A 23,602-nucleotide genomic window follows, 5' to 3' on the forward strand; every position below is an offset into this window, starting at 1 on the left:
TTCGAGCGGCTCCTGAATACGTGCGAACGACACGCGACGGGGACCAGCGGGTACGGCGGAGGCGTTGCGCGAGGCTGCCAACAGATGTCCTTCCGGGAGGCACGGATGGAATCGACTGCGCGCATGCCAAACGCCCCGGAAGGATCCGGGGGCGTGAGCGGACAGCGCGAGGGCAGCAGAATAGCGCAAATGACAAACGGGACACCACATTTACTATGAGCGTCAACCTCTCTGCCGGGGTCAGTCTTTCACGGCGGAATCGGCCTCGTCAATTCGCCGGTGCGATGTCCATGGCGCTCTGGACGGTTCGTGGCCGTAGAACCGATGCGCATGTGAGATCGTCTCGTCATGGACTTCCTTGACGACTATCTCGGGGGTGTGCGGGCGCGAGGAGCGGTGTTCTGCCGCTCGGTGGTCGAACCGCCGTGGAACGTCCGGTTCACCGGGCCGGTCCCGCTCGGCCTGGTCACCGTGCTCACCGGGGACGCCTGGATCCTCATGGACGGCTCAGCGCCGGAGCCGCTGCGCAGGGGAGACGTCGCGCTGGTCCGGGGCGGCAGGCCGTTCTCCGTCGCCGACGACCCGGCCACCCCACCCCAGATCGTCATCGAGGACGAGACCACCTGTCACACGGTCGGCGACGGGCCGGTGCTGGACGCCGACGATCTCGTCCTCGGTCCCCGGACCTGCGGGCTCAGCGCCGAGGCGACCGGCACGTTCGTCGTCGCCGGGTATCCGATCCGGGGCGACGTCGGTGACCGGCTGCTGCGCTCCCTGCCGGACCTGGCGATCGTCCAGGGCGGCCAGGACCTGGCGCCGCTGCTCGGCCTGCTGGCCGTCGAGATCGTCAGTGAGGAACCGGGGCAGCAGATCGTCCTCGACCGGCTGCTCGACACGCTGCTGGTCAAGGCGTTGCGCTGCTGGTTCGCCCGCCCCGACGCCGAACCCCCCGCCGGATACCGTGCGCTGGCCGATCCGCGCGTCGGGCGTGTGCTGCGCGCCTTGCGCGACGATCCCGGCCGTCCCTGGACGGTCGCGAGCATGGCGGGGGAGGCCGGGCTGTCACGGGCCGCGTTCGCCCGGGTGTTCACCGAACTGGTCGGGACGCCGCCCATGGCGTACGTGACCGAGTGGCGGATGACCCTGGCCGCCGACATGCTTCGCGAGAACGGCGCGAGCGTGGCGTCGGTCGCCCGCCGCGTCGGCTACTCCGACGGGTTCGCGTTCAGCAACGCCTTCAAGCGCGTCCGTGGCCGTTCACCCGGCGCCCTCCTGGCCGAGGCGCGCCGTTCCTGACCCCGTTCAGGACTTCCACGCTCCGGCGGCGGCCGCCTCCTCGGCGAAGTCGCCGAAGGAACGCGGTGCCCGTCCCAGGGCGCGGTACACGCCGTCGGCGACGCGTTCGCCGGCCCCGCGGGCCAGCTCCTCCATCAGGTCGGCGACGGCCTCGACGGTCCCCTCGGGGTATCCCTGCCCGGCCAGCGCGGCGGCGTAGGTCTCCCGGCTGACCGGGACATAGCGGACCCGGTGGCCCGACACGCGGGAGACGGTGGCGGCGACGTCGCCGAAGGAGAGCGCCTCGGGGCCGGTCAGCTCATAGGTCTGACCGGCGTGCCCGTCACCGGTGAGCGCGGCGACGGCGACGTCGGCGATGTCGGCCACGTCGACGAACGCCTCACGGCCCTCACCGGCGGGCAGCGCGAGCTCACCGGACATGATCGGTTCGAGCAGGAAGTCCTCGCTGAAGTTCTGCGCGAACCAGGCCGCCCGCAGGATCGTCCACTCCGGGACCGCGTCGCGCACCGATTTCTCGAACGCCTCCTGCTCCGGGTGCGCCCGGCCGTCCTCCCCGCGCGCCGACAGCAGGACGATCCGCCGGACGCCCGCCTCGGCCGCGCGGTGGGCGAAGGCGGTGACGGCGGCCGGGTCGACGAACTCGGCCATCGGGACGAGGTAGACGGCCCGCACGCCGTCCAGCGCGGGACCCCAGGTCTCCGGAGCGCCGTAGTCGAACAGGGTGCCGGTCGTGCGGGAGGCGACGCGTACGGGAATCTCCAGGTCGCGCAGGCGGGCGACCACACGGCGGCCGGTCTTGCCGCGGCCGCCCAGGACGAGAATCGGTGCTTGGCTCATGACACCATCACACCGTCTTCGGTGAGACGATCACATGGTCGTACGGCTCACACGCATGTGAGTTCGTCTCACCGGAGACCTCAGCCGAGCTCGTAGTCGAGGTGGTAGGAGTGGACGCCGTCCCTGTTGACGATGCCTCCTGTGCCGCGGACGCCCGTCAGTTCGCCGGTGCCCGAATCGGGCAGGACGTCCCAGGTCAGGGCGGACTCTCCCGCGTGCGCCGTGGCGTTGTGGTGCAGGACGAAGGTGCCCTTGCGGCCGTGCAGGGTTCCGCTGAAGCGTTCGAAGCCCGCGTAGGCCGCCGAGTCCTCGACCCGGGCCACCGCCGTGATGATGTCGGTGGTGCTGGTGCCCACAAGGTCTCCGGAGAAGGTCTTGGTCACGTGGACGAGGGAGAGCGTCGCGCCCTCGGCCTCGTCGTAGGTCTCCGGCTCCCAGCTGTCCAGAGTGAATGTGCCGTCCGCGCGGGGCATGGGGATCTCCTTGCTCGTCCGAGGTACGGTCCCCATCGTGCCGCCCGTACCTGTCATCTTCTGTCAGCTATGACGCCGTGGGTCAGGACAGGCTCCACCGGTCCATGTTCCAGGTGATGGTCGACTGGGCCGGGTTCGGCACGACGTTGCCGATCTTCTCGTCCCACGCGCTCAGGCTCGCATGCTGGAAGAGCGGAATGGTGGCCACGTCCTCCCACAACTGCTTCTCGATCTCTCCGATGATGGGGATCTGCGCGTTCAGGTCGACGGTCGCGTTCAGCTTCCTGATGAGCCGGTCGACCCTTCTGCTCGAATAACAGCCGTTGTTGTTGCCCTTGCTCTCCCCGTCGCACCTCACGGGCGTGGTGTAGGTGGAGGCCCAGCCGCTGACCAGGGCCGAAGCCGACCAGGCGAACAGCGCGACGTCGTAGCCGTTGGCGGGCATCACGGTGCCGAAGAAGTCGTCGGATCCCTTGTCGACGACCTTGAAGCCCGCCTTGTCACAGGCGTTGATGATCAGTTGCACCTCGACCGTGCGCCGCGGGTTCGGGGTCTGGTAGCCGATCTTGACCTCCACCCCGGTCTTGCCCGCCTCGGCCACCAGGGCCCTGGCGCCTGCGATGTCCTGCTTCCCGTAGACCCCCGCACCGCCCGAGGCGGCGATGACCGCCGCGGCGTTGGCCTGGAACGGCGCCACGTTGCGGATCTCCAGGGGTTTGGCGTTCGGGATCACCGGCTTGATCAGGCTGTCGACGATGAGTTGCCTGGGCACGCACTTGGCGAAGGCCTGGCGCAGTCTCTTGTCCTTGAAGGGGCTTGAGTCGACGTTGAAGTCCAGGTGTTCGTAGGTGTACTGGTCGGCGACGTTGACCTTGACGCCCTTGATCTGCCTCAGTTCCTTGAGCACGCCGGGTCCCGGCTGCGGCTCGATGATCTGGACCTCCCGGTCGTGCAGGGCCTCGGCCTGCTCGTCGAGGGTGATGAAGCGCTCGATGATGGTCGGGGTCGCCGCCGGGGTGCCCCACCACCTGTCGTTGGCGACGAGGGTCAGGGACTGTCCCGTGTCCATCTTGGAGAGCTTGTAGGGGCCGGAGGACGGGATCAGCTCGGCGGGGGGAAGCGAGACCTCGGAGACCCAGCCGTCGTTGAAGAACTTGATGGCCTTTTCGAGCTTCTTCGCGTCACGCGCCTTGACGGCCGCGATGAACTCGTCCTCGGACAGGCCGCCCTGCCTCTCCACGACGTGGGCGGGCAGCAGTTCGGTCGCGCCGGGCCCGCCCGCGATCCAGTCGGCGAAGGGCTTGTCGTAGACGAGGGAGAAACTCCTGCCGCCCTTCTCGCACGCGGGCAGCCTGGTGTCCTCGACGCCGGTCGTGCCGGAGGTGGAGAAGCCCTTGATCTTCCCGGACTTGAACCCCCACCACAGCAGCACGTCGTCGCAGTCGATCGGGGTGCCGTCGGACCAGACGGCCTTGTCGCTGATCGTGTACTCGACCGTCAGCGGGTCGTCCGAGGTCTTGACGTAGCGGCCGAAGTCCCTGTCGGGGGTGATCTCGCCGTTCTCCCCGTAGAACCAGAAGCCGGTCAGGACGCGTTGCAGCGGTCCAGCGTTGCGTGTGGCGTTCTCGGCGGCGGTGTTGTTGTTGTAGGAGTGGAACTCCTGCTCATAGGCGTAGGTGATGCTCCTGGCCCCCGAAGAGACCGGCTCCGAGGTGGCCGGTCCGGAGTCGCCGACTCCGCAGGCGCCCAGCACGAGAACCCCCCCGACCAGCGCTGACAGGAACCTGCCAGACCTCCGCGCATGGAACACGCTAGAACTCCTTAGTAGCCCGGCGCGCTCGCTCGCCGACCCCGGTCGAGCAAAGCTGAACACCATCCCATATTTCCGACAAGTGGGACGAGCCGGGTGTTGTACATCTGAGACAGGTCATCTCTCTTATGGCCTGATTCTTACGGATATTGGCTCTTGGGCCACTCGTGGGCCCGACAAACCACCCTCCATGATGGGCCACATGACAACCACCCCTCTTCGCACGCGCACGCGTGGGGTGCATCGCGCCTGGATCGTGGCGGGAGTCGCGTTCGTAGCGATCCTCGGCGCCGCCGGGTTCCGAGCGACCCCCGGCGTGCTGATCACCCCCCTGCAGGAGGAGTTCGGCTGGTCACGCGGCACGATCTCGCTGGCCGTCTCGGTCAACCTCATGCTGTACGGCCTCACCGCTCCCTTCGCCGCCGCCCTCATGGACCGCTTCGGCATGCGCAGGGTCGTGTCGTGCGCGCTGCTGCTCGTCGCGGCGGGCAGCGGCCTGACCATCCTGATGAACGCCCCCTGGCAGCTCGTCCTGTGCTGGGGCGTGCTGGTCGGGCTGGGCACCGGCTCGATGGCCCTGGTCTTCGCCGCCACGCTCACCGACCGCTGGTTCGTCCGTCACCGGGGTCTCGTCACCGGCGTCCTCACCGCGGGCGGCGCGACCGGGCAGCTCGTCTTCCTGCCCGTCCTGGCCTCCCTGGCCCAGACCTCGGGATGGCGTACGGCCTCGGCCACGGTGGCCGGGGCGGCCCTGGTCGTCGTCCCCCTCGTGTGGTTCCTGTTGCGCGACCACCCGGCGGAGGCGGGCACGACCGCCCTGGGCGCCGACCCCCGTGACCCTGCTCCGGTGCCCGGTCCCACGACCAGGGGCGGGGCCGCGGCACGGGCCCTGGCCGTACTGGGACGAGCGGCCCGCACCCGGTCCTTCTGGCTGCTCGCCGGAGGGTTCGCGATCTGCGGGATGAGCACGAACGGCCTGGTCGGCACGCACTTCATCCCCGCGGCCCACGACCACGGCATGTCGGAACCGGTCGCGGCCGGACTGCTCGCGGTCATCGGGATCTTCGACGTCGTCGGGACGATCGCCTCGGGCTGGCTGAGTGACCGGGTGGACTCCAGAGTCCTGCTCGGCGTCTACTACGCGCTGCGCGGACTGTCACTGATGGTGCTGCCCAGCCTGTTCTCGGCGACGGCCGAGCCCAGCATGCTCGTCTTCATCATCTTCTACGGCCTCGACTGGGTCGCGACCGTGCCGCCCACGGTCGCGCTGTGCCGCCAGGTCTACGGGGCCGACGCCCCGGTGGTCTTCGGCTGGGTCTTCGCCTCCCACCAGGTGGGCGCGGCCATCGCCGCGGTGGGCGCGGGACTCACCCGCGACCTGTTCGGCGCCTACGACCTCGCCTGGTACGTCGCGGGTGCCCTGTGCCTGGTCGCCGCCCTCATGTCGGTCTCCGTCGTGGCCGCCAGGGCCTCCGAGAGGAACACCGTCTCCGTCTAGGGAGCGGAGAGGGCATGCTTGGAGGGTGAGTGAGACGGAAGTGAGCGGTCAGAGGGTGCTCCCGCTGGTGGTGCGGATCGAGCGGGCTGACCCGCCACGGCGCACCGACGCCCTTGAGGCGGCGGCGCTCGCCGTGCTCACGCTGCTCGACGACCCCCGCGCGGCGGACGGCGGCGAGTGGGCCGAACAGGTCAAGGCGTGGGAGACCCTCGGGATCAGGAAGGTCGTACGGCGCGCCCGCGGCGCCGAGTGGCGACGGGTGCTCGACCTGCCCGGCATCACCGTCACCTCGGGCACCGCGGAGGTCCGGGTCCACCCTCCGGTCCCGCTCGACGACTGGCCCAGAGACCTGTCCAGGCTCCAGGTCTCCGGCACCGACCTGACCGACCCCGAGGAGCCGGGCCCCGCGCCGGACGGGGACGCGCTGCTCTGGGTCAATCCCACCCTGGAGATGTCGGCGGGCAAGACCATGGCCCAGGTGGGACACGCCGCCCAGCTCGCCTGGTGGGGGAGCGACGAGGCGGCCAGACGGTCCTGGCGTGAGCGGGGCCTGACCTGCGCGGTGCGAACCGCCGAGGCCGGGCGGTGGGCCGGGCTGACCGGTTCCGGCCTGCCCACGGTCAGGGACGCCGGGTTCACCGAGATCGCGCCCGGCTCGTGCACGGTCGTCGCGGACGCGCCGTGGCTACGCGGGGAAGGCTTCCGCCCGGCCGCCTCCGGCCCTCTCAGGTCAGCCTGACGACGTCGGCGAGCACACCCCCCTCGGGGGTCAGCCGCCAAGCCGCCGGGCTGTCGTAGACCACCAGCAGGTGCTCGTCGTCGAGCATGGTCATCCCCTCCGCGTGGTCGTCGCCGTCGCCGTAGGGCAGGTCCATCACCAGCCGGGGATCGTGCTCGACGGACGGCGTCTCCCCCGGGGTCCAGCGCAGCAGCCGTACCGGGCCGTCGAGATCCATGGTCGGCCCCGCCAGGATCATCAGGTCCCCCTGGTGCGGGCACAGGTCCCGGATGCCGAGACCGCCGAGGTTCAGGAAGTGCATCCGGTACGGCTCGCCGTCGATCGGGGCCGGCAGCAGCCGTTCGGGGCGGCGCGGGTCGCTCTCGGGACGGATCTCGAGCAGTACGGCCCAGCCGCGCAGCACGGGCCCGCGCAGGCCGACGAAGACGCGCTCGCCGAGCACCGCGATGCCCTCGATGTCCAGGCCGTTGTCCTTGCCGGGGATCTTCAGGAAGGGAGCGAGGTAGGGGTCGTCGGCCATCAGGTCGGCCAGGTTCCTGCCGCGTCCCGACAGGATCGCCGCGGTGCGGGCGCCGTCCGCGCGGACCGGCCGCGAACCGACGAGCGGCAACCGCATGAGGACGTAGCGGTTCTCCTCGCGTACGAGGCTGCCGAGCCTGCGCAGGGACTTGCCGACGGGGTGGTCCCGCTTGACGCGCTTCCGCTTGAGGCTGTGCGAGCCGATCGCCCACAACCAGCCGTCGGCCCTGGCCAGTCCCTCGATGTCGGCCTCGTCGTCGGGACCCGCGGGCAGGTCGACGAAGTCGGCCAGGGCGTAGGTGCGCTGGTCGTCGTAGCGGCCCTCACGGAGGGTCAGGTACTCCAGGGTCGCGGTCTCGTCACCCGCGAGCCAGAGGCCCGTGCCGTCGGAGCGGACGGCGGACAGGTTCGTGTGGGTCCTCGCGTCACGGGAGGTGACATGGAAACGGAGTTCTACCCGGCGTTCTGCAAGCACGGTGGCATCATGGCAGGAAGGTGCAAGAAGGGGCATATCGGACTGAAGAGCGGGAGGGTACTCGTTCCCTAAGTGTGATGGGGATCGTGCACGAGAAAACCGGATTTGTCGTACGCTCCCGATCGTGCTCGATGGGGTGGGTGGGACTGAGGTGACCCGGGAAACGGGTGCCGTACCGACGCGTGCGACCGACGGGACGGACCCGTCAGAGCCGCGGAGGACGTCCGTCCCCGGCCCGCCGAGGCCGCCGAAGCGCTCCCGCATCGGCGACCTGTCGATGCGCGTCGTCTACCGGATGCTGGCCGTGGCCGTGGTGGTGGTCGTCACCGTCGTGGCCGTCGTGGCCGCCCTGGTCCTCTCCGGCACCTCCGAACGACCGGGCGAGGGGCGGTCGGGGCAGGTCGCCGCGCCACCTGCCGCGACGCCCTCGCCCGGTTCCAGCTCCCCGCAGGCCTCGCCGGTCGCCTCCCCGGCGGTCCTGGCCGGTGAGGGGACCGTCGCCTCCGCCTCTCCCTCGGCCTCTCCTTCCGCCTCTTCGGCCGCGGAGACCTCGACGGCGTCACCCTCTCCCTCGCCCTCGTCCTCGCCGATGTCCTCGCCGACCGCGTTGGAGGAGGTCGCGCGTGACCGGAGCGCGGTCGTGGCGGCCCTCGCCGATCACCGCGTCCCCGACCTGCCGCGCAACAAGAAGCTCGCCCGGCTGCCCGGCAAGGCCCACAAGGGCAAGCGTCTGCTGAAGGACCGCAGGGCGGGCGTCTGGCTCGCCAGGCTGGGCAAGCCGTGGAAGATCTTCGGGGCCGCGCCGTTCTCGACCAAGCAGGTCCTGCCGAAGGTCAAGGGGGCGCCCGTCAGGGCGATGCTCGTCAGCTGCCCGGTGCCCATCCAGGCGCAGCGCCACGCCAAGGACACCGCGCTGCTGGCCGCCCGATGGACGCTCAACCACCACCCCAAGGGCTCCAGGATCTCCTGGTTCGCCTCGCAGCCGATCAAGAAGGGGTGGCTGCTCGCCTACAAGGTGAAGTACAAGGTCAAGGGCAAGGCCCGCTTCTCGGTGGCCGCCGTCGTCGTGACGCGGGGTTCCGGCCCACGGCCCGCCATGGTCTTCGTGACCGTCCCCGACACCCAGCGCGCCTACTGGCGCGACATCAACACCGCGGTCTCCTCCATCAGGCCGAAGTAACGGACGTCCCGCGGGACGCTAGGCTCGGTCGGCGTGACCCGGATCGTTCTCGCCTCCGCCTCTCCCGCCCGCCTCGCCCTGCTCCGCAGCGCCGGGCTTGACCCCAAGGTGATCGTCAGCGGGGTGGACGAGGAGGCCGTGACCGCGGACAGCCCGGCCGAACTCTGTCTGGCCCTGGCCGTGGCCAAGGCGTCGGTCGTCGCGCGTGACCTCACCTCCGGCCTCGTCGTCGGCTGCGACTCGGTGCTCGAACTGGACGGTCAGGCGTACGGCAAGCCGGCCTCGCCGCAGGAGGCCGTCGCCCGCTGGAAGTCCATGCGCGGCCGTCAGGGGCGGCTGCTCACCGGCCACTGCGTGATCGACGCCTCCGACGGCCGGCAGGTCGCGGAGGTGGGGGCGACCGTCGTGCGCTTCGGGAACCCCGGCGACGAGGAGATCGCCGCCTACGTGGCCACCGGCGAACCTCTGCGGGTGGCGGGCGCCTTCACGCTGGACGGTCCGGGAGGCTGGTTCGTCGAGGGCATCGACGGCGACCACGGCAACGTCCTGGGCATCTCCCTGCCCCTCCTGCGCCGCCTTCTCGGCGAACTCGGCGTCTCCGTTCCCACCCTCTGGCAGTCCTGATCCATCTCCGAGCCGGAAGCGTCGCGCGGTGATCCGCCGATGCCGCTAATCTTCCGGCATGGGTCATTTCCGCTCCTTCGTGGACGGTGCCGGGTTCTTCTTCCAGGGACTGCGCTGGGTCGCGAGGAACCCCCGCTGGTGGCTGTTCGGGCTGATCCCCGCCCTGATCGTCTTCATCCTCTACGCGGTGGGGCTCTACTGGCTCGGCACCCACGCCACCGACATCGCCGAATGGGCGACGCCGTTCGCCTCGGGATGGGCGCACGCGGCGCAGACGGCCCTGCGGACCCTGGTCGGCCTGGCGATCTTCGGCGCCGGGCTGGTCCTGTTCGTGGTGACCTTCACCGCGGTGACGCTGATCGTCGGTGAACCCTTCTACGAGAAGCTCTCCGAGCGGGTCGAGCTGTCCTACGGCGACCTGCCCGCCGGGCCCGACCTTCCGCTGTGGAAGACGATCCCCAGGTCGATCAGGGACAGCCTCATCACCCTGTGGTACGTGCTGCTGTTCACCGTTCCGCTGTTCTTCCTCGGTTTCGTCCCGGTGGTCGGGCAGACGGTCGTGCCGGTGCTCGGCGCCCTGGTCTCGGGCTTCTTCCTGACCGTGGAACTGACCGCGCTGGCCATGGAGCGCAGGGGCATGGCGCGTAAGGAGCGCTTCGCGGTCCTGCGCCGGAACAAGATGTGTGCCCTCGGGTTCGGCGTGCTGATCTTCCTGATCTTCCTCATCCCGCTGGCCTCCGTCGTGGCGATGCCCGCGGCGGTGGCGGGCGCGGCGGTCATGGTCAGGTCACGGCTGGGCGTGTCAGGGCCCGCCACGGGCGCTCCGGAGATCCACGAGAGGGCCTGAGCCCGGGGTCTGAGCCCGCTCGGCCGGAGGCCGCGGCGGCGAAACGCTGGCTTTCTTCTCAAACGGGATAACGGGGCCTGTGGACAACCGGCGGCCACCCTCTCGTTGTCCACAGAACCGCGTTCGGTCGCCTGGCGGGGCGGGAAGCGAACGATGCTTTCCGCCATGACAACCGACGTTCCCGCTCCGCCCACCCCCTCCTCCCCGACGCCCGGCCTCCTGCTCGCCTCCACGCAGGACGTCCTCGGCGCGGTGCCTTACCTCGTGGGCTTCCACCCCTCGGACAGCCTGGTCGTCATCGGGCTGAAGGGCAGGCCTCCCCGCTGCAGGCTGCATCTCACCGTCCGCTGGGACCTGCCCCTCGCCCCTCCCGGTCCCGGCAGGCTCCTGCCGCTGCTGGCGGAGGAGGGCATCACCCAGGTCATCGTCGTCGGGTACGGCCCCGGCACGCTGGTGACCCCGGCCGTGGACCTGGCCGTCGGGCTGTTCCGCCGGTCGGGCGTCACGGTGGTCGACGCGCTGCGGGCCGAGGACGGCCGCTACTGGTCCTACACGTGCTCCCGCGCCGGGTGCTGTCCCGCCGACGGCACACCGTACGACCGCGAGACGGGTGTCGTGGCGACCAAGGCGATCGTGCACGGCCTGGTCACGCTGCCCGACAGGCAGACCCTGGAGCGTTCCCTCGACCCCGTGGACGGTGCGGCGCGCCTGGCCGTACGCCGCGCGACCGCGCGCGTCACGCGGGAGCTGAGGGCCGCGCTCACCGGGAGCGACGACCCCGGAGGGCTCGCCGCGGAGTTCGTCGCCGACGGGGTGGCGCGGGTGCGTTCGGCGATCGCCCTGCACGCCTCCGGCGGGCGGCTGTCCGACGAGGAGGCGGTCAGGCTGGGCTTCGCCCTCGCGGTGGTCCGGATCCGCGACGAGGCGTGGGCGCTGATCACCGACCACGCCGCGGCCGTCCCGCCGGGCGCCCCGATGAGCGTCCCCGACGCCTGTGCCGGGCTGTGGCGTGACCTCACCCGCAGGCTGGAGCCGAGGTTCGTGCCTCCGGTCGCGTCCCTGCTGGGCGCCGCGGCCTGGTGCCGGGGCGACTCCGCTCTGGCGGGCATCGCACTCTCCCGCGCGTGTGAGATCGACCCGGGTTACTCGATGGCCAATCTGCTCATGTGCGCGTTACGGCACATGCTTCCACCACGGGTGCTCAGAGAGAGGATGCCCGGCCCGCAGGAACTCGACAGAGAGATGGGGGCTCCCCGCATGGCCTGGCTGCTGCCGATGATCGCGTTACTGGAGGAGCCTGAGGTCTCCGCGGAGTGACCCGCTCAACCCTCGGCGCGCTTGCGCCGCTCGTTGTAGGCCCGCATCCGGGCGGGATAGCCGGTCAGTTGCACGTCGTAGACCGGGAGGGCGAGGTCGCGGGCCACCTTCTTGATCACCGCGGGCGAGCCGACCCGGCGGCGTGTCCACTCGCCGTCGTCCGCGATCGCCATCGCGGTGGTGTCGGTCGCGAACGTCTCGGGCTCGACATAGAACTCGACACCCTGGCGTGACTTCGCGAAGGCGATGAGCGCCTCGACGTCGGAGTCGGTTGCCTCTCGGTCGAACTTGGCGATCTTCGGCCCACGCAGACGCCTTAAACCATAGCGATCACGCCATCTCATGCCTCCTTGTATACATCCCCTGGTCCTTTCATGGTGAAAGCCCAGGGTGGACTCTAAGGGACATCCAAGGGTTCACCCGGATGGACCAGCCAAAAGTTGTCACTGAATATTGGATCGACGGCTGAAACGAAAGGTATGTCGGTTCTATGACAGGCACAGCGACACCGGCGGCGGGCCCATGGCACGGCGGCGCACCCCTTTCCAGCCCCGGATTCGAGCACGCCGGGCTCCGGGTGAGCAACCAGGACCGGGAACAGGTGGTCGAGCACCTCAAGGCCGCCTACGCCGAGGGACGTCTTGACAAGATCGAGTTCGACGACAGGCTGGGGCGGGCGATGACGGCCCGCGTCCACGCCGACCTCATGCCGATCATGCACGAGCTGTACGGCTCACGCCCGCCCATGCCCGCGCCGTATCCGTTCACGCAGGCGGCGCCGGTCCACCACCGGGCAGGGGAGCTCACGGGAGGAGACCGGCTGGGGGCGGCGGCCGCGCACCTGCTCCCGTTGACCGGCCTGCTCGCGATCGGCCCGTTGATCATGATGCTGACCGCGGGCAAGACCTCGCCCTATGTCCGCAGGCACGCGGTCGAGGCGCTCAACTTCCAGCTCACCCTGCTCGGCGTGACCGTGCTGCTGGCCATCACGGTCGTGGGCACGGTCCTGCTGCCGGTGGTCTGGCTCGGGGGCATGGCGCTCTCGGTGATCGGAGGCATGGCGGCGCTGGGTGAGGGCGGTTTCCACTATCCGTTCACGATGCGGCCGGTGAGGTAGACGGCCGGGCTCACCTGGCCAGCACCTCGTATCTGACGCGCATGACTCCGGCGTTGACGCTGCCGATCGCGGAGAAGGCGGCCCTTGACAGGTCGAGGCAGCGCCCGCCGATGTAGGGACCCCGGTCGTTGATCCTGACCGTGACCGACTCGCCGTTGGCGGGGTTGGTGACCCGGACCCTGCTGCCCATGGGGAGGGTTTTGTGCGCGGCGGTCATCGCGTTCGGGTTGAACCGCTCACCGCTGGCGGTCATCTGTCCCTCCGCGTAGTAGGACGCGCCACAGGACCCGCTTGAGATCACCCGAGTCCTGGGTTTCGCGGCCTTCTTGGTTCTTCTCGGGGCGCTGTCGGTCACCCGGGCGGCGGTGGGGGAGGGGGAAGGTGACGTGCTCGTCCCCTCGGCGGGGGAGCCGGGGGAGGGCGAGCCCTGAGGGGCGGTCGCTGTGCCGGAGGGGGGTACGGCGGGGCCCGAGGGGGACGCGTCAGGGGCGGCAGGGGAGGCACCGGGGGCGCCGGGGGAGGGGGCGGTGCCGGCGGGGGCGGTTCCAGGGGGTCGGGGGGTGTCCTGGGGCTGAGGGGCGCTCTGCCGGGCACCGGTGAGGGCGACGGTCGTCGCCAGGCGGGCGTCGTCTCCGCTGGAGACCGCCCATGCGGTCGCGGAGATCACGGCGACCACGGTGACGCCCGCCGCCAGGGCGGCGATCCGCCGTCTGTTGTGAGGGGGGCTCTTCGGGGGAGTGGGGGAGGGGGTGTGTGAGTGCAGGCCCAAGGGAAACCACGGTCCAAGGTAGGGAGCAGGGCAGGGGACCGTACGGGGGCGGAGGGGGCGGGGAGCGCACCGGCCGGTCCCGTCGGCGGGGTGCAGGGGGTGCTTCCCGCCGTGACGTGGGCCGACCATATGCGACAAAGAGGAAGTAAAGCCACGTTAATGGGACATAAAGTGATTTATGTCACTTTCTATGTTAAATGATAATGAAAGTGCTGATGATCGCCGTTTCTGGGCGCGCGGGGGTGGGTCAGGGTGGAATCGTGATCCACGACGGTCTCCGGGCCCGGTGATCTCTCGAACGACCTTCCCAGGCCGGGAAAAGAGAAATGATCACCGCGTCGTCCCTGGTGGGAGCCCATGTCGGGCGGTACGAGAAGTGCGGGCCGGGAAATCACAGGAAACGCGGTCGTTCCATCGGCCTCTTGCGCAACAAAGGTTTTCCGGTGCCCCGGAAATCCCGCCACGCCAAACGAGCGGCCCGGATCCGATGCCCCGGAAATCCCGTCACGTCCCAACGGGGCCCGGATCCGATGACTCACGGGCCGGAAACGGCACACGGCGACGACCGCGAACACAACGACGGAAAGCCGCCGAAGACCGGAACGCCCCGGGACGTCGTCTCAGAACATGAGGGTGCGCACGGTCTCCACCGTGTCGGCCTGGGCGGCGCCCTTGTCCGGGCGGTAACGCAGGACCCGGGCGAAGCGCAGCGCCATCCCCCCGGGATAGCGGCTGGACCGCTGGACGCCGTCGAAGGCGATCTCGACGACCAGTTCGGGACGGACCGGGACCACCCAGCCGTCCGCCGGGCCGTCGGCGAGTGAGAGGAGGCGCTCGGTCTGCCAGGCGAGCAGCTCGTCGGTCAGCCCCTTGAAGGTCTTGCCGAGCATGACGAACCCGCCCGTCACGGGGTCACGGGCCCCCAGGTGCAGGTTGGACAGCCGCCCCTCACGTCGGCCATGCCCCCACTCGGCGGCCAGGACGACCAGGTCGAGGGTGTGCCGGGGCTTCACCTTGACCCAGCCCGCCCCACGTCTGCCCGCCGCGTACGGCGCCAGCAGAGACTTGACCACCACCCCCTCGTGGCCTCCCCTGACCACGTCCCGGTAGAACTCCTCAGCGCTTTCGACGTCCTCGGTGACCAGGCGGGGGGTCACCAGCTCCGGGGGGAGGGCCCCGGCCAGGGCCGCGTGCCTGACCTGGCCGGGCTGGTCGAGCAGGTCGGCGCCGTCGACCCGCAGCGCGTCGAAGAAGAACACGCTCAGCGGGGTCCTGCCGCGCACCGCGGCGACGTCGGTGCGGCTGGAGACGCGGCCCGAGGTGATCTGGAAGGGCTCGGGACGGCCGTCGGGGCGCAGCGCGATGACCTCGCCGTCCAGCACCAGGTCCTGGGAGGGCAGAGCGCCGACCGCCTCGGCCACCTCGGGAACCTGGGCGGTGATGTCGTCGAGCGTCCGGGTGAAGACGGACACCGTGTCGCCGGAACGGTGGGCCTGGATCCGTACGCCGTCCAGCTTCCACTCGACGGCGGCGGGGGCGCCGACCCTGCCGAGGGCGGCGGCCACGGAGGTGGCGCTCTGCGCCAGCATCGGTGCGACCGGGCGGCCGACCTCCAGGCGGAAGGCGCGCAGCGCCTCGACCCCACCGCCGAGGGCGGCGGCCCCGACGGCGGGCAGCCAGCCGCGCAGCGTCAGCGCCCGCCTGACCTCCGTGGCCGGGACCTCGGCCGCCTTGGCGATCGCCTCGACCATCACCCCGTCGAGCGCGCCCTGCCGCAGCTCACCGCGGAGCAACCGGGACAGGAACGCCTGCTCCTGGCGGGTGGCGGCGCCGAACAGCTCGGTGACCAGGGCCCTGCGCGCGGACTGGGAGCCGGGGCCCGCCTGGGCCTTGATGCGGTCGAGGAGGCCGTCCACCTGCCGCAGGGTCGCGGTCGCCGCCAGGCGAGGGTCGGGCGGATCCTGCAGGCTCGCCCAGCCGACGCCGACGTTGCGCTGGGGCAGCTCTCCCGAGAGGTAGGCGATGGCGATCTCCGCCTCGCCGGGACCGGTCCTGCCGAGAAACTCCGCCAGATGACGGATCTTCGCGAGCCTGGCGGGGTCGGCGGACACCGCCGCGGAGGTGCGGACAAGGTCGATCAGCAGCACGGGTTCAGCCTATGAGCCACCGGTGACATTTCACCGACGCGGGTCCGGCCTTTTCGGCGCGCCGAGGCCTCCCCGCACGCGACCGGAGCCCGGGCCGGCATGGGAACGGGCCGCCCCGGAAGGGGACGGCCCGTTCACGGGTTCGTGTGGGGTCAGCTGACGCCGAGCAGGTCCACGACGAAGATGAGCGTCTCGCCCGGCTTGATGCGGGCGCCCGCGCCGCGGTTGCCGTAGCCGAGGTGCGGCGGGATGGTGAGACGGCGGCGGCCGCCGACCTTCATGCCCGCGACGCCCTGGTCCCAGCCGGCGATGACCCGGCCGCCACCGAGCGGGAACTGGAAGGCTTCGCCACGGTTCCAGGAGGCGTCGAACTCCTCGCCGGTGGAGAAGGCGACGCCGACATAGTGCACGCTGACCTGGTGGCCCGACTTGGCCTCAGGACCGTCTCCTTCGATGAGATCGACGATCTGCAGTTCCGCGGGCGGCGCGCCCTCCGGGAAGTCGATCTCAGGCTTCTCCAGTGCCACGTTGGTCTCCTTGGTTGGGTGCGCGTCGGTTGATGCACGCCGGCCGCTTTCCGGTCGGCCGAACGACTCTACGGGGTCCGGCCGACATATGAGATGCGGGGGGACGGACACCTCGCGATCATCGCCGTGACCTCGGCGGGAGGTGCCGCGACGGCCAACGGTGTGCCGTGCGCGCCGCGATCGGCGTGGGGGTGGGCGCTCCGGGCCGTCCGTTCAGGCGGCTGACGCATAATGCCGGATAATGCCGAGCAGGCCGGGAGACCGGCGCGGACCCGCGCGACCTCGCGCGCCCGACTCGCCACCCGAGGGCATTACGCCGTGGTGTCGACAAGCGGGGGAAAACAGATGAGAAGACCCACCCTGGAGGCGGTCGCCGCCCGTGCCGGGGTGTCCCGTTCGACCGTCTCCCGCGTGGTCAACGGCCAGCCGACCGTCACCCCCGACATCCGCGACGTGGTGATGCGGGCGGTCGACGAACTGGGTTACGTCCCCAACGGCGCGGCCAGGAACCTCGTGACCCAGCGGACCAACTCCGTCGCGCTGGTCGTCTCCGAGCACCCGGACCGGGCCTTCTCCGACGACCCGATGTTCTCCACCGTCATCCGGGCGGCGAGCCTGGAACTGGAGACCGCGGGCAAGCAGGTCGTGCTACTGCCCGCCGGATCGCCGGAGAGCCACGCGAGGGTGGAGAAGTACGTGGCGGGCGGCCACGTCGACGGGGTCATGCTCGTGTCCGGCCGGGGAGCGGACCCGCTGCCCGGCGCGCTCACCCGGCTGCGCGTCCCGGTCGTCTCGTACGGCAGGCCCGCCGCGCCGGTCGCCGTGCCGTACGTGGACGGTGACAACGTGGGCGGCGCGAAACAGGCGGTCGGGCACCTGCTGGAACGGGGCAGACGGCGGATCGCGACCATCGCCGGGCCGCTGGACATGACCGCGGGGCAGGACCGGCTCACCGGCTACCGCGAGACGCTGCGTGACTCCGACCGTCGTTCGATCATCGCGGTCGGCGACTTCACCAGGGAGTCGGGCGCGGTCGCCATGCGCCAGCTGCTGGCCGACGACCCGCTCCTGGACGCGGTGTTCGCCGCCAACGACCTGATGGCCATCGGCGCGATGCGGGCCCTGCGCGAGGCGGGCAGAGGTGTTCCCGACGACGTCGCGGTGGTCGGCTACGACGACGTGGAGGCGGCGCGTTACACCGACCCACCGCTGACGAGTGTCCACAGCCCGCACGCCGAGCAGGCGGCCGCCATGGTCCGGCTGCTGCTCGGCCTGATCCAGGGGGACCCGGCCGAGCCGCTGGTCATGCCGACGAGGCTCGTCGTGAGGTCGTCCTCGTAACGGGCTCAGGTCCGCTGCCGGGAGGAGGGGCCCTCCTGGCGGGGCAGGCCGGGCTCGTACGGCCCGGCCGACGGAGCGGGCTCGACGACCACCGTGTCCGCGGGCCGCGGGCCACCGTCGAGGACGGCGCGGGCGTGGTCGAGGTGGGAGGCGGCGACCAGCACGTCGTAGCGGCCCGCCACGATCGCGCTGCGTGAGGCGAAGTCCCTCCTGCCGCCGGTGAAGAAGTGGTTGACGAAGCCGAAGGCCGCCCCCGTCACCGTGCCCCAGAGCGCCGCCCAGAGCACCAGGACCACGAACGACATCGTCGTCGAGGTGAAGACACCGAGGAACATCCCCACGACGGCGCCGAAGACCGCGCCGCCGCCGGCCCCGGTGAGGGCGGCCTTGCCGTTCGTCATCCTGCCGGTGACGGTCTCCTCAAGACGGAGGTCGCTGCCGAAGATCGTCACGTACTCGACGGGGAACCCGGCGTCGGAGAGCCCGTCCACGGCTCGCTGGGCCGCTGGATAGTTGTCGTAGCCGACGAGAACCCTGCGGTCGACGACGACGGGGGTGTCCGGGGTGGTCGATAACCGTGCCATGTCCGTTCGCCTTCCCTTGTGTGGTCGGGGATTCGGGCCGTCGGCTACCCCGTGAGGAGGGGGACATGCGTTCGACCTGGTCATGGCTTGTCAGCCCCTGGTAGTCTGTGAGAAAGCTTCCAAGTGAAAACTTTTCCCACGAAAGTGGACATTGAGGGACAAATCCCCTGATCCACTGTTAAGGTTCTTACGAGTGGCGCAGACGGCGGGTGGGCAGGGATCGTCGGCGCCAGGTCCGCGAAGGAACCCGAAATGATCGCATTCATCATGATGATCGAAGCAGTGCTGGCCCTGGCGGGGCTGATGGCGCTGTGCAGGCTCACTCGTTATCCGGCCAGGCGGATGCAGCTGGAGGACCGGGCGGAGCACGTGTTGCAGCCGCGTTACCGCAGGTGACGTTCTTTCGCGCCGGGGCGAGGGCGCCCCGGCGCGAAAGCGGCGCGCGGCGGCCGGGTCACCAGCTCTGGTGCAGGGGCATGCCCTCGGTGTAGCCCGACGAACTCTGGACCCCGATCACCGCGCGCTCGTGGAACTCCTCCAAGGTCGAGGCGCCCGCGTAGGTGCACGAAGACCGCAACCCCGCCACGATGGCGTCGATCTGGTCCTCGACGCTGGGTCTGGCCGGATCGAGATACATCCGCGAAGTGGAGATCCCCTCCTCGAAGAGCGCCTTGCGGGCCCGCTCGAACGGGGAGTCCTCCGCGGTTCGCAGTTTCACGGCGCGGGCGGAGGCCATGCCGAAGTTCTCCTTGTACCTGCGTCCCTCGGCGTCGGTCCTCGCGTCGCCGGGAGACTCGTAGGTGCCGGCGAACCAGGAGCCGATCATCACGTTCGCCGCCCCCGCGGCCAGGGCCAGGGCGACGTCCCTGGGATGCCGGACACCGCCGTCGGCCCAGACGTGCCGGCCGAGACGGCGGGCCTCGGCGGCGCATTCGAGCACGGCGGAGAACTGCGGGCGCCCGACCCCGGTCATCATCCGGGTCGTGCACATGGCCCCCGGCCCGACCCCGACCTTGAGGATGTCCGCCCCGGCCTCGACCAGGTCGCGCACCCCCTCCGCGGTGACGACGTTGCCCGCCGCGACCGGCACGCCGGGACCGAGCGAGCGGACCGCCCGCAGGGCGCCGATCATCTTCTCCTGGTGCCCGTGGGCGGTGTCCACGACCAGGCAGTCGATCCCGGCTTCGAGCAGCTCCTTGGCCTTGGCCGCGACGTCCCCGTTGACGCCGACCGCCGCGGCGACGCGCAGCCTGCCCGCGGCGTCGGTCGCCGGCCGGTACAGCGTGGCCCGCAGCGAGCCGGTCCTGGTCAGGATGCCGACCAGGCGGCCCTCCTCGTCCACGATCGGGGCGAGTCTGTGCCGTCCGTCGTGGAGACGGTCGAAGGCCTCGCGCGGGTCGAGACCGGCGGGCAGGGTGAGCAGGTGATCCGACATCACCTGGGACAACTGGGTGTACATGTCCACGCCCGCGCAGTCTCCCTCGGTGACCACGCCGACGGGGCGGTTGTCCCAGTTGACGATGATGATCGCGCCGTGCGCCCTCTTGGGCAGCAGGCTCAGGGCCTTGCCGACGGTGTCGTGCGGGGTGAGGGTGAGCGGGGTGTCGTGCACCAGATCGCGCTTCTTGACCCAGTCGACCACGTCGGCGACGACCTCGCTGGGGATGTCCTGGGGGATCACCGCGATCCCGCCGCGCCGGGCGACGGTCTCGGCCATCCTGCGTCCCGCGACGGCCGTCATGTTGGCCACCACGACCGGAATCGTCGTTCCCGTGCCGTCGTGGGTCGAGAGGTCGACGGCCAGCCGGGAGCCGACGGAGGAGCGTGACGGCACCATGAACACATCGCTGTAGGTCAGCTCATGAGCAGGCACCATCTCGTTGAGAAATTTCACGTTCTTCCATCCTGTTCCGGTGAATGATCCGGTAAATACTCCGATGAATGGTTACGAATAGGCCTTCCCGCTTTTGAAGATCTCAAAGAGGAGCCGGCACTCTGGGAGGGCACTAAGATCCGGTTTGAGCGGAGTTCACTGGATGGCCGTAAGGAGGCGCTGTGATCGTTGTCGATCGGTCCGAAATGCTTGTCGTCGGCCATGCCGTACGGACCTCCAACGCGGAGGAACTGGAGCAGGGGCGGGGACGGCTTGGCGCGTTGTGGGCGCGGGCGAGTGTTCCCGGGGCCTTCGCGCACGTGCCGGGACGGATCGACGAGAACCTCTACGCCGTGCTGACCGACTACGAGAGCGACCATCACGGCGCCTACACGCAGGTCGTCGGGGTGGCCGTGCGCAGCGCCGCCGCGCTGCCCGAGGGCATGGTCGCGGTACGGGTGCCCGGCGTCCAGGCGCTGAAGGTCGAGGCGCGCGGCCCCATGCCGGGGGCGCTCCTTGAGGCCTGGCAGCAGGTGTGGAAGCACACCGAGTCCGGCGGCTCGCCCGCCCGCGCCTTCACCACCGACCTGGAGATCCACCACGCCGAGGGCGCAGACCTCTACGTCGCGGTCTTCCCCTCGATGCGCCCCGCGGGTTAGGCGAGCACCCCGGCCTCGCGAAGCCTGGCCTGCTCGGCCGGGGGCAGGCCCCAGGACGACAGGTCGGTGAGCCGGGTCGCGGGCGAGAGATCCTGCTCGGGGACACCGAGCAGGCGTGGCGCGGGAGCGGGCTGGAGGACGCCCCCGGCCTCGACGAAGGTGCCGCGGGCCCTGTTGTGCGGATGCCGGGCCGCCTCGGCCGTGTCGAGCACCGGGAACACACACGCGTCGGAGCCCTCGAACACCTCCTGCCACTGCGCGCGCGTCCTGGACAGGAAGGCCTCGGTCAGCCTGCGCCGCAGCTCGGGCCAGTTCGCCCGGTCGTTCCGGTCGGGCAGGCCGGTCAGGCCCATCAGGGAGACAAGCTCCGCCCAGAACCGCGGTTCGAGCGCGCCGACCGCGACGAACCCGCCGTCGGCGGTCTCGTAGGTGTCGTACATGGGGGCTCCGGTGTCGAGCAGATTGGTGCCGCGCGGACCCCACGAGCCGTCCTGGACCCGGTCGTAGAACATCGCGAACAGCGCCGCGGCCCCGTCGACCATGGCGGCGTCGACCACCCGTCCCCGTCCTGTGCACTCGCGTTCGAGCAGCGCGAGCAGTACGCCGTAGGCGAGCATGAGGCCTCCGCCCGCGAAGTCGCCGAGCAGGTTGACCGGCGGCAGGGGGCGTTCCCCCTCGCGGCCGAGCGCCGAGAGCACGCCGGAGGCCGCGAGATAGTCGATGTCGTGCCCGGCGGTCCGCGCCAGCGGTCCCTCCTGGCCCCAGCCGGTCATCCGCCCGTAGACGAGGCGCGGGTTGACCGCGTGCAGGTCGGCGGGGCCGATGCCGAGCCGCTCGGCGACCCCCGGCCGGTAGACCTCGATGACCACGTCCGCCTCCCGGGCCAGGCGCCTGAAGGCCGCCACGCCCTCGGGGGACTTCAGGTCGAGACCGATCGTCCGCTTGCCCCGGTCCATGACCTGGCGCCGGGGGGCGTCCGACTCGGCGGTGACCACGGCGACGCGTTCGATCCGCAGCACCCGCGCGCCGTGGTCGGCCAGCATCATCCCCGCGAACGGCCCGGGAGCCAGCCCGGCCAGCTCCAGTACACGCACTCCGGTCAGCGGCCCGGTCCTGGTGACGTGCTCCACCGGGGCGTCCTCCTCATGTTCGGTCCGTCGCAACCGGTGGTCCCTTGGTAAGGTCCCAGAGTCTCCTTCCGGCAAGTAGAACAACGTTCGGCTTTCGCTGGCAAGACATCTCTCGGTGGCCCGCGCGGTGTCCGAGTGATATGGGAAACTTGCGCCCTATCTGGATGGGACAGGGGTCGTGCGATGACATATCCGCACAGTGAACGGGTGGTCGCTGGGCGTTATCGGCTGTTGAGAGAGCTCGGCCGCGGGGGCATGGGGGTGGTGTGGGAGGGGCACGACACCCTCCTGGACCGCCCGGTCGCGGTCAAGGAGGTTCTCCTGCCGCCCAATCTCGCCCCCGCGGAGCACCAACGCCAGCTCGCCCGCACCTCTCGCGAGGCCAGGACCGCCGCCAGGCTCAACCACCGCAACATCGTGGCGGTCTACGACGTCGCCGAGCAGGACGGGCGTCCCTGGATCGTCATGGAACTCGTCAGGGCGCGGGGGCTCGACGAGGCGGGCATCCTGCCGGTCCGGCAGGTCGCCGAGGTCGGTCGTCAGGTGCTGTCCGCCCTCAGGGCGGCCCACGAGGCGGGCATCCTGCACCGTGACGTCAAACCGAGCAACATCCTGTTGGACGCCGAGGGCCGGGCCGTGCTCACCGACTTCGGGATCGCCACCGTCGAGGGTGACACCTCCCTCACCCAGACCGGCATGGTGACCGGCTCGCCGAGCTTCCTGCCCCCGGAACGCGCCGCGAACGGCGACGTCGGGCCCTGGTCGGACCTGTGGGCGCTGGGCGCCACCCTGTACGCCGCGCTGATCGGCCACGGCCCCTTCGAACGCCGTGACGCCATCGCCACCCTCGGCGCGCTCCTCACCGAGGAACCCGACTTCGACCGGGTGCCCCGGGCGATGCGCGAGGTGCTGACCGGGCTGCTCCAGCGCGATCCGGCGCGCAGGCTGAGCGCCGAGCAGGCCGACCTGCTGCTGACCGAGGCGATCAACGACCCCTCGGGGACCATGCCGCGCCGCGCCGTGCGAGCCGAGCACACGACCTCGGCGACCACCGAGATCCCTGAAGCACCCGAGCCCCCCGCGAGGCGGCGGCGCAGGCGGCAGGCCGGCGTGGGCGGCGGCAAGACCGCGCTGATCACCGCCGCGGTGGTTCTCGTCGCCGGAGGCAGCGCCGTGGCGGTGGCGATGGCGAACGCGAACACCGTCACGGTCTCACCGGTGAAGGCGCAGTTCCCTGAGCCGGCGGGCTCCGGCGACCCCTCGCCGGTCGCCGAGGTGAGCGCCGAGACGACCTCGCCGTCCGCGACTCCCGCCCCGACCCCCGTCAAGACCAGGACCGCCGCCCCGGCCTCCCGGTTGCGCACCTGGCGGGCCAGGTCCCCGGAGAACTGGTCCATCGGCTACCCGGCGGGCTGGAAGGGGGACTACGCCCCGGAGACCGGCTACACCCAGTGGCTGCGCTCGGACGGCCGGGCCCACATGGCGGTCGAGGTGCTTCCCGGGCAACTGGGAAGCCTGGAGACGCTCCAGCGGACCGTCAAGGAGAACACGGCGCAGTGGAGCGACATCGGCACCGACCGTACGGCGCGCATCCCCCTGAAGTACGGCGCGGGCCTGCAGTGGGAGTTCACCTGGACGGCCAGGGACGTCGGCGGTGTGCCGTGGGCGACCCCCGGGACCACCTACCACGAGATCAGCCGGTTCATCGGCGTCGGTGACACGGTCATGGTGGTGAGCTGGACCACCGTGGCCTCCGAGTGGAAGGCGGGAACCGGTCTGATGAACCAGGTCATGGACAGCTTCCACCCGCGCGGAGGCGAGTGACGGCGGAGCGGGCCGG

23 protein-coding genes are annotated in these 23,602 nt (G+C 70.6%); 12 read left to right on the top strand and 11 right to left on the bottom strand.

Going from position 1 to position 23,602, the window contains the following annotated elements; all coding sequences use genetic code 11:
- Positions 1-348: 348 nt before the first annotated feature.
- On the top strand, positions 349-1,296 hold the full coding sequence (locus tag ACIBVQ_RS32050) for an AraC family transcriptional regulator (RefSeq protein WP_362917717.1): 948 nt from the start codon (positions 349-351) through the stop codon (positions 1,294-1,296).
- A 6-nt stretch (positions 1,297-1,302) separates the two neighbouring features.
- On the opposite strand, the gene ACIBVQ_RS32055 is transcribed toward ACIBVQ_RS32050, so the two are convergent.
- The 3 genes from ACIBVQ_RS32055 to ACIBVQ_RS32065 all read right to left on the bottom strand — a co-directional run bounded on the left by ACIBVQ_RS32055 (position 1,303) and on the right by ACIBVQ_RS32065 (position 4,416).
- The gene (locus ACIBVQ_RS32055; protein ID WP_399182074.1) at positions 1,303-2,133 is read right to left on the bottom strand and encodes an NAD(P)H-binding protein; all 831 of its coding nucleotides are present in this window, start codon (positions 2,131-2,133) and stop codon (positions 1,303-1,305) included.
- A gap of 80 nt (positions 2,134-2,213) precedes the next feature.
- Positions 2,214-2,606, bottom strand: coding sequence for a DUF3224 domain-containing protein (locus ACIBVQ_RS32060; RefSeq protein WP_352015937.1), 393 nt, complete (start codon positions 2,604-2,606; stop codon positions 2,214-2,216).
- Between the two features lie 82 nt (positions 2,607-2,688).
- The gene (locus tag ACIBVQ_RS32065; protein ID WP_399182076.1) at positions 2,689-4,416 is read right to left on the bottom strand and encodes an ABC transporter family substrate-binding protein; all 1,728 of its coding nucleotides are present in this window, start codon (positions 4,414-4,416) and stop codon (positions 2,689-2,691) included.
- 202 nt (positions 4,417-4,618) lie between these two features.
- Between ACIBVQ_RS32065 and ACIBVQ_RS32070 the strand changes: the two genes are divergently transcribed.
- Both ACIBVQ_RS32070 and ACIBVQ_RS32075 read left to right on the top strand, forming a co-directional pair.
- Positions 4,619-5,914, top strand: a complete 1,296-nt coding sequence (locus ACIBVQ_RS32070) for an MFS transporter (RefSeq protein WP_352015935.1) — start codon at positions 4,619-4,621, stop codon at positions 5,912-5,914.
- Positions 5,915-5,939: 25 nt separating this feature from the next.
- On the top strand, positions 5,940-6,653 hold the full coding sequence (locus ACIBVQ_RS32075) for an aminoacyl-tRNA hydrolase (protein WP_399182079.1): 714 nt from the start codon (positions 5,940-5,942) through the stop codon (positions 6,651-6,653).
- Here the strand turns inward: ACIBVQ_RS32075 and ACIBVQ_RS32080 are convergent.
- Positions 6,640-7,647, bottom strand: a complete 1,008-nt coding sequence (locus ACIBVQ_RS32080; protein WP_362781716.1) for a DUF3616 domain-containing protein — start codon at positions 7,645-7,647, stop codon at positions 6,640-6,642. The genes ACIBVQ_RS32075 and ACIBVQ_RS32080 overlap by 14 nt on opposite strands.
- A 151-nt stretch (positions 7,648-7,798) precedes the next feature.
- Here ACIBVQ_RS32080 and ACIBVQ_RS32085 point away from each other — a divergent pair, with 151 nt between their 5' ends.
- From ACIBVQ_RS32085 to ACIBVQ_RS32100, 4 genes are all read left to right on the top strand, one after another.
- A complete protein-coding gene (locus ACIBVQ_RS32085; protein WP_399182081.1) occupies positions 7,799-8,827 on the top strand; it encodes a hypothetical protein in 1,029 nt (342 codons plus the stop codon).
- 33 nt (positions 8,828-8,860) lie between these two features.
- Positions 8,861-9,451 (top strand): nucleoside triphosphate pyrophosphatase, encoded by a 591-nt coding sequence (locus ACIBVQ_RS32090; protein ID WP_362917726.1) that lies wholly within the window; start codon positions 8,861-8,863, stop codon positions 9,449-9,451.
- Between the two features lie 58 nt (positions 9,452-9,509).
- Positions 9,510-10,298, top strand: coding sequence for an EI24 domain-containing protein (locus ACIBVQ_RS32095; RefSeq protein ID WP_399182083.1), 789 nt, complete (start codon positions 9,510-9,512; stop codon positions 10,296-10,298).
- Positions 10,299-10,463: 165 nt separating this feature from the next.
- A complete protein-coding gene (locus ACIBVQ_RS32100) occupies positions 10,464-11,615 on the top strand; it encodes a DUF4192 domain-containing protein (RefSeq protein WP_399182085.1) in 1,152 nt (383 codons plus the stop codon).
- Positions 11,616-11,620: 5 nt separating this feature from the next.
- Here the strand turns inward: ACIBVQ_RS32100 and ACIBVQ_RS32105 are convergent, their stop codons facing one another.
- Complete coding sequence (locus ACIBVQ_RS32105) at positions 11,621-11,959, bottom strand: hypothetical protein (RefSeq protein ID WP_352015928.1); 339 nt, start codon at positions 11,957-11,959, stop codon at positions 11,621-11,623.
- 146 nt (positions 11,960-12,105) lie between these two features.
- Between ACIBVQ_RS32105 and ACIBVQ_RS32110 the strand changes: the two genes are divergently transcribed.
- Positions 12,106-12,732 carry a DUF1707 and DUF4870 domain-containing protein gene (locus ACIBVQ_RS32110; RefSeq protein WP_399182087.1) on the top strand — a complete coding sequence of 209 codons (627 nt, stop codon included), beginning with the start codon at positions 12,106-12,108 and terminating at the stop codon, positions 12,730-12,732.
- Positions 12,733-12,742: 10 nt separating this feature from the next.
- Here the strand turns inward: ACIBVQ_RS32110 and ACIBVQ_RS32115 are convergent, their stop codons facing one another.
- The 3 genes from ACIBVQ_RS32115 to ACIBVQ_RS32125 all read right to left on the bottom strand — a co-directional run bounded on the left by ACIBVQ_RS32115 (position 12,743) and on the right by ACIBVQ_RS32125 (position 16,175).
- Positions 12,743-13,501 carry a septal ring lytic transglycosylase RlpA family protein gene (locus ACIBVQ_RS32115; protein WP_399182089.1) on the bottom strand — a complete coding sequence of 253 codons (759 nt, stop codon included), beginning with the start codon at positions 13,499-13,501 and terminating at the stop codon, positions 12,743-12,745.
- Positions 13,502-14,121: 620 nt separating this feature from the next.
- Positions 14,122-15,648: an ATP-dependent DNA ligase gene (locus ACIBVQ_RS32120; RefSeq protein ID WP_399182091.1), complete on the bottom strand. Its 1,527-nt coding sequence runs from the start codon at positions 15,646-15,648 to the stop codon at positions 14,122-14,124.
- A gap of 152 nt (positions 15,649-15,800) precedes the next feature.
- Entirely contained in the window at positions 15,801-16,175 is a 375-nt protein-coding gene (locus tag ACIBVQ_RS32125) for an FKBP-type peptidyl-prolyl cis-trans isomerase (protein WP_352015924.1), read from the bottom strand.
- Between the two features lie 345 nt (positions 16,176-16,520).
- Between ACIBVQ_RS32125 and ACIBVQ_RS32130 the strand changes: the two genes are divergently transcribed.
- Positions 16,521-17,516, top strand: coding sequence for a LacI family DNA-binding transcriptional regulator (locus ACIBVQ_RS32130; RefSeq protein ID WP_352015923.1), 996 nt, complete (start codon positions 16,521-16,523; stop codon positions 17,514-17,516).
- 5 nt (positions 17,517-17,521) lie between these two features.
- Here the strand turns inward: ACIBVQ_RS32130 and ACIBVQ_RS32135 are convergent, their stop codons facing one another.
- Positions 17,522-18,100 (bottom strand): general stress protein, encoded by a 579-nt coding sequence (locus ACIBVQ_RS32135; protein WP_352015922.1) that lies wholly within the window; start codon positions 18,098-18,100, stop codon positions 17,522-17,524.
- 252 nt (positions 18,101-18,352) lie between these two features.
- Here ACIBVQ_RS32135 and ACIBVQ_RS32140 point away from each other — a divergent pair, with 252 nt between their 5' ends.
- On the top strand, positions 18,353-18,496 hold the full coding sequence (locus ACIBVQ_RS32140) for a hypothetical protein (protein WP_352015921.1): 144 nt from the start codon (positions 18,353-18,355) through the stop codon (positions 18,494-18,496).
- A gap of 58 nt (positions 18,497-18,554) precedes the next feature.
- Here the strand turns inward: ACIBVQ_RS32140 and ACIBVQ_RS32145 are convergent, their stop codons facing one another.
- Positions 18,555-19,994, bottom strand: coding sequence for a GuaB1 family IMP dehydrogenase-related protein (locus ACIBVQ_RS32145; RefSeq protein ID WP_352015920.1), 1,440 nt, complete (start codon positions 19,992-19,994; stop codon positions 18,555-18,557).
- Positions 19,995-20,155: 161 nt separating this feature from the next.
- Between ACIBVQ_RS32145 and ACIBVQ_RS32150 the strand changes: the two genes are divergently transcribed.
- On the top strand, positions 20,156-20,632 hold the full coding sequence (locus tag ACIBVQ_RS32150; protein WP_399182095.1) for a GyrI-like domain-containing protein: 477 nt from the start codon (positions 20,156-20,158) through the stop codon (positions 20,630-20,632).
- Here the strand turns inward: ACIBVQ_RS32150 and ACIBVQ_RS32155 are convergent.
- Complete coding sequence (locus ACIBVQ_RS32155) at positions 20,629-21,795, bottom strand: CaiB/BaiF CoA transferase family protein (RefSeq protein WP_399182096.1); 1,167 nt, start codon at positions 21,793-21,795, stop codon at positions 20,629-20,631. The genes ACIBVQ_RS32150 and ACIBVQ_RS32155 overlap by 4 nt on opposite strands.
- 150 nt (positions 21,796-21,945) lie before the next feature.
- Here ACIBVQ_RS32155 and ACIBVQ_RS32160 point away from each other — a divergent pair, with 150 nt between their 5' ends.
- The gene (locus ACIBVQ_RS32160) at positions 21,946-23,586 is read left to right on the top strand and encodes a protein kinase (RefSeq protein ID WP_352015917.1); all 1,641 of its coding nucleotides are present in this window, start codon (positions 21,946-21,948) and stop codon (positions 23,584-23,586) included.
- Positions 23,587-23,602: the final 16 nt, after the last annotated feature.

Source organism: Streptosporangium sp. NPDC049376 (assembly GCF_044466505.1).
In the GTDB taxonomy this organism is placed as follows: domain Bacteria; phylum Actinomycetota; class Actinomycetes; order Streptosporangiales; family Streptosporangiaceae; genus Streptosporangium.

Coding starts and splice junctions, on each gene's coding strand:
- ACIBVQ_RS32070 (WP_352015935.1), top strand. CDS start 4,619: ATGACAACCACCCCTCTTCGCACGCGCACGCGTGGGGTGCATCGCGCC.
- ACIBVQ_RS32135 (WP_352015922.1), bottom strand. CDS start 18,100: ATGGCACGGTTATCGACCACCCCGGACACCCCCGTCGTCGTCGACCGC.
- ACIBVQ_RS32060 (WP_352015937.1), bottom strand. CDS start 2,606: ATGCCCCGCGCGGACGGCACATTCACTCTGGACAGCTGGGAGCCGGAG.
- ACIBVQ_RS32095 (WP_399182083.1), top strand. CDS start 9,510: ATGGGTCATTTCCGCTCCTTCGTGGACGGTGCCGGGTTCTTCTTCCAG.
- ACIBVQ_RS32130 (WP_352015923.1), top strand. CDS start 16,521: ATGAGAAGACCCACCCTGGAGGCGGTCGCCGCCCGTGCCGGGGTGTCC.
- ACIBVQ_RS32050 (WP_362917717.1), top strand. CDS start 349: ATGGACTTCCTTGACGACTATCTCGGGGGTGTGCGGGCGCGAGGAGCG.
- ACIBVQ_RS32110 (WP_399182087.1), top strand. CDS start 12,106: ATGACAGGCACAGCGACACCGGCGGCGGGCCCATGGCACGGCGGCGCA.
- ACIBVQ_RS32100 (WP_399182085.1), top strand. CDS start 10,464: ATGACAACCGACGTTCCCGCTCCGCCCACCCCCTCCTCCCCGACGCCC.
- ACIBVQ_RS32160 (WP_352015917.1), top strand. CDS start 21,946: ATGACATATCCGCACAGTGAACGGGTGGTCGCTGGGCGTTATCGGCTG.
- ACIBVQ_RS32055 (WP_399182074.1), bottom strand. CDS start 2,133: ATGAGCCAAGCACCGATTCTCGTCCTGGGCGGCCGCGGCAAGACCGGC.
- ACIBVQ_RS32105 (WP_352015928.1), bottom strand. CDS start 11,959: ATGAGATGGCGTGATCGCTATGGTTTAAGGCGTCTGCGTGGGCCGAAG.
- ACIBVQ_RS32140 (WP_352015921.1), top strand. CDS start 18,353: ATGATCGCATTCATCATGATGATCGAAGCAGTGCTGGCCCTGGCGGGG.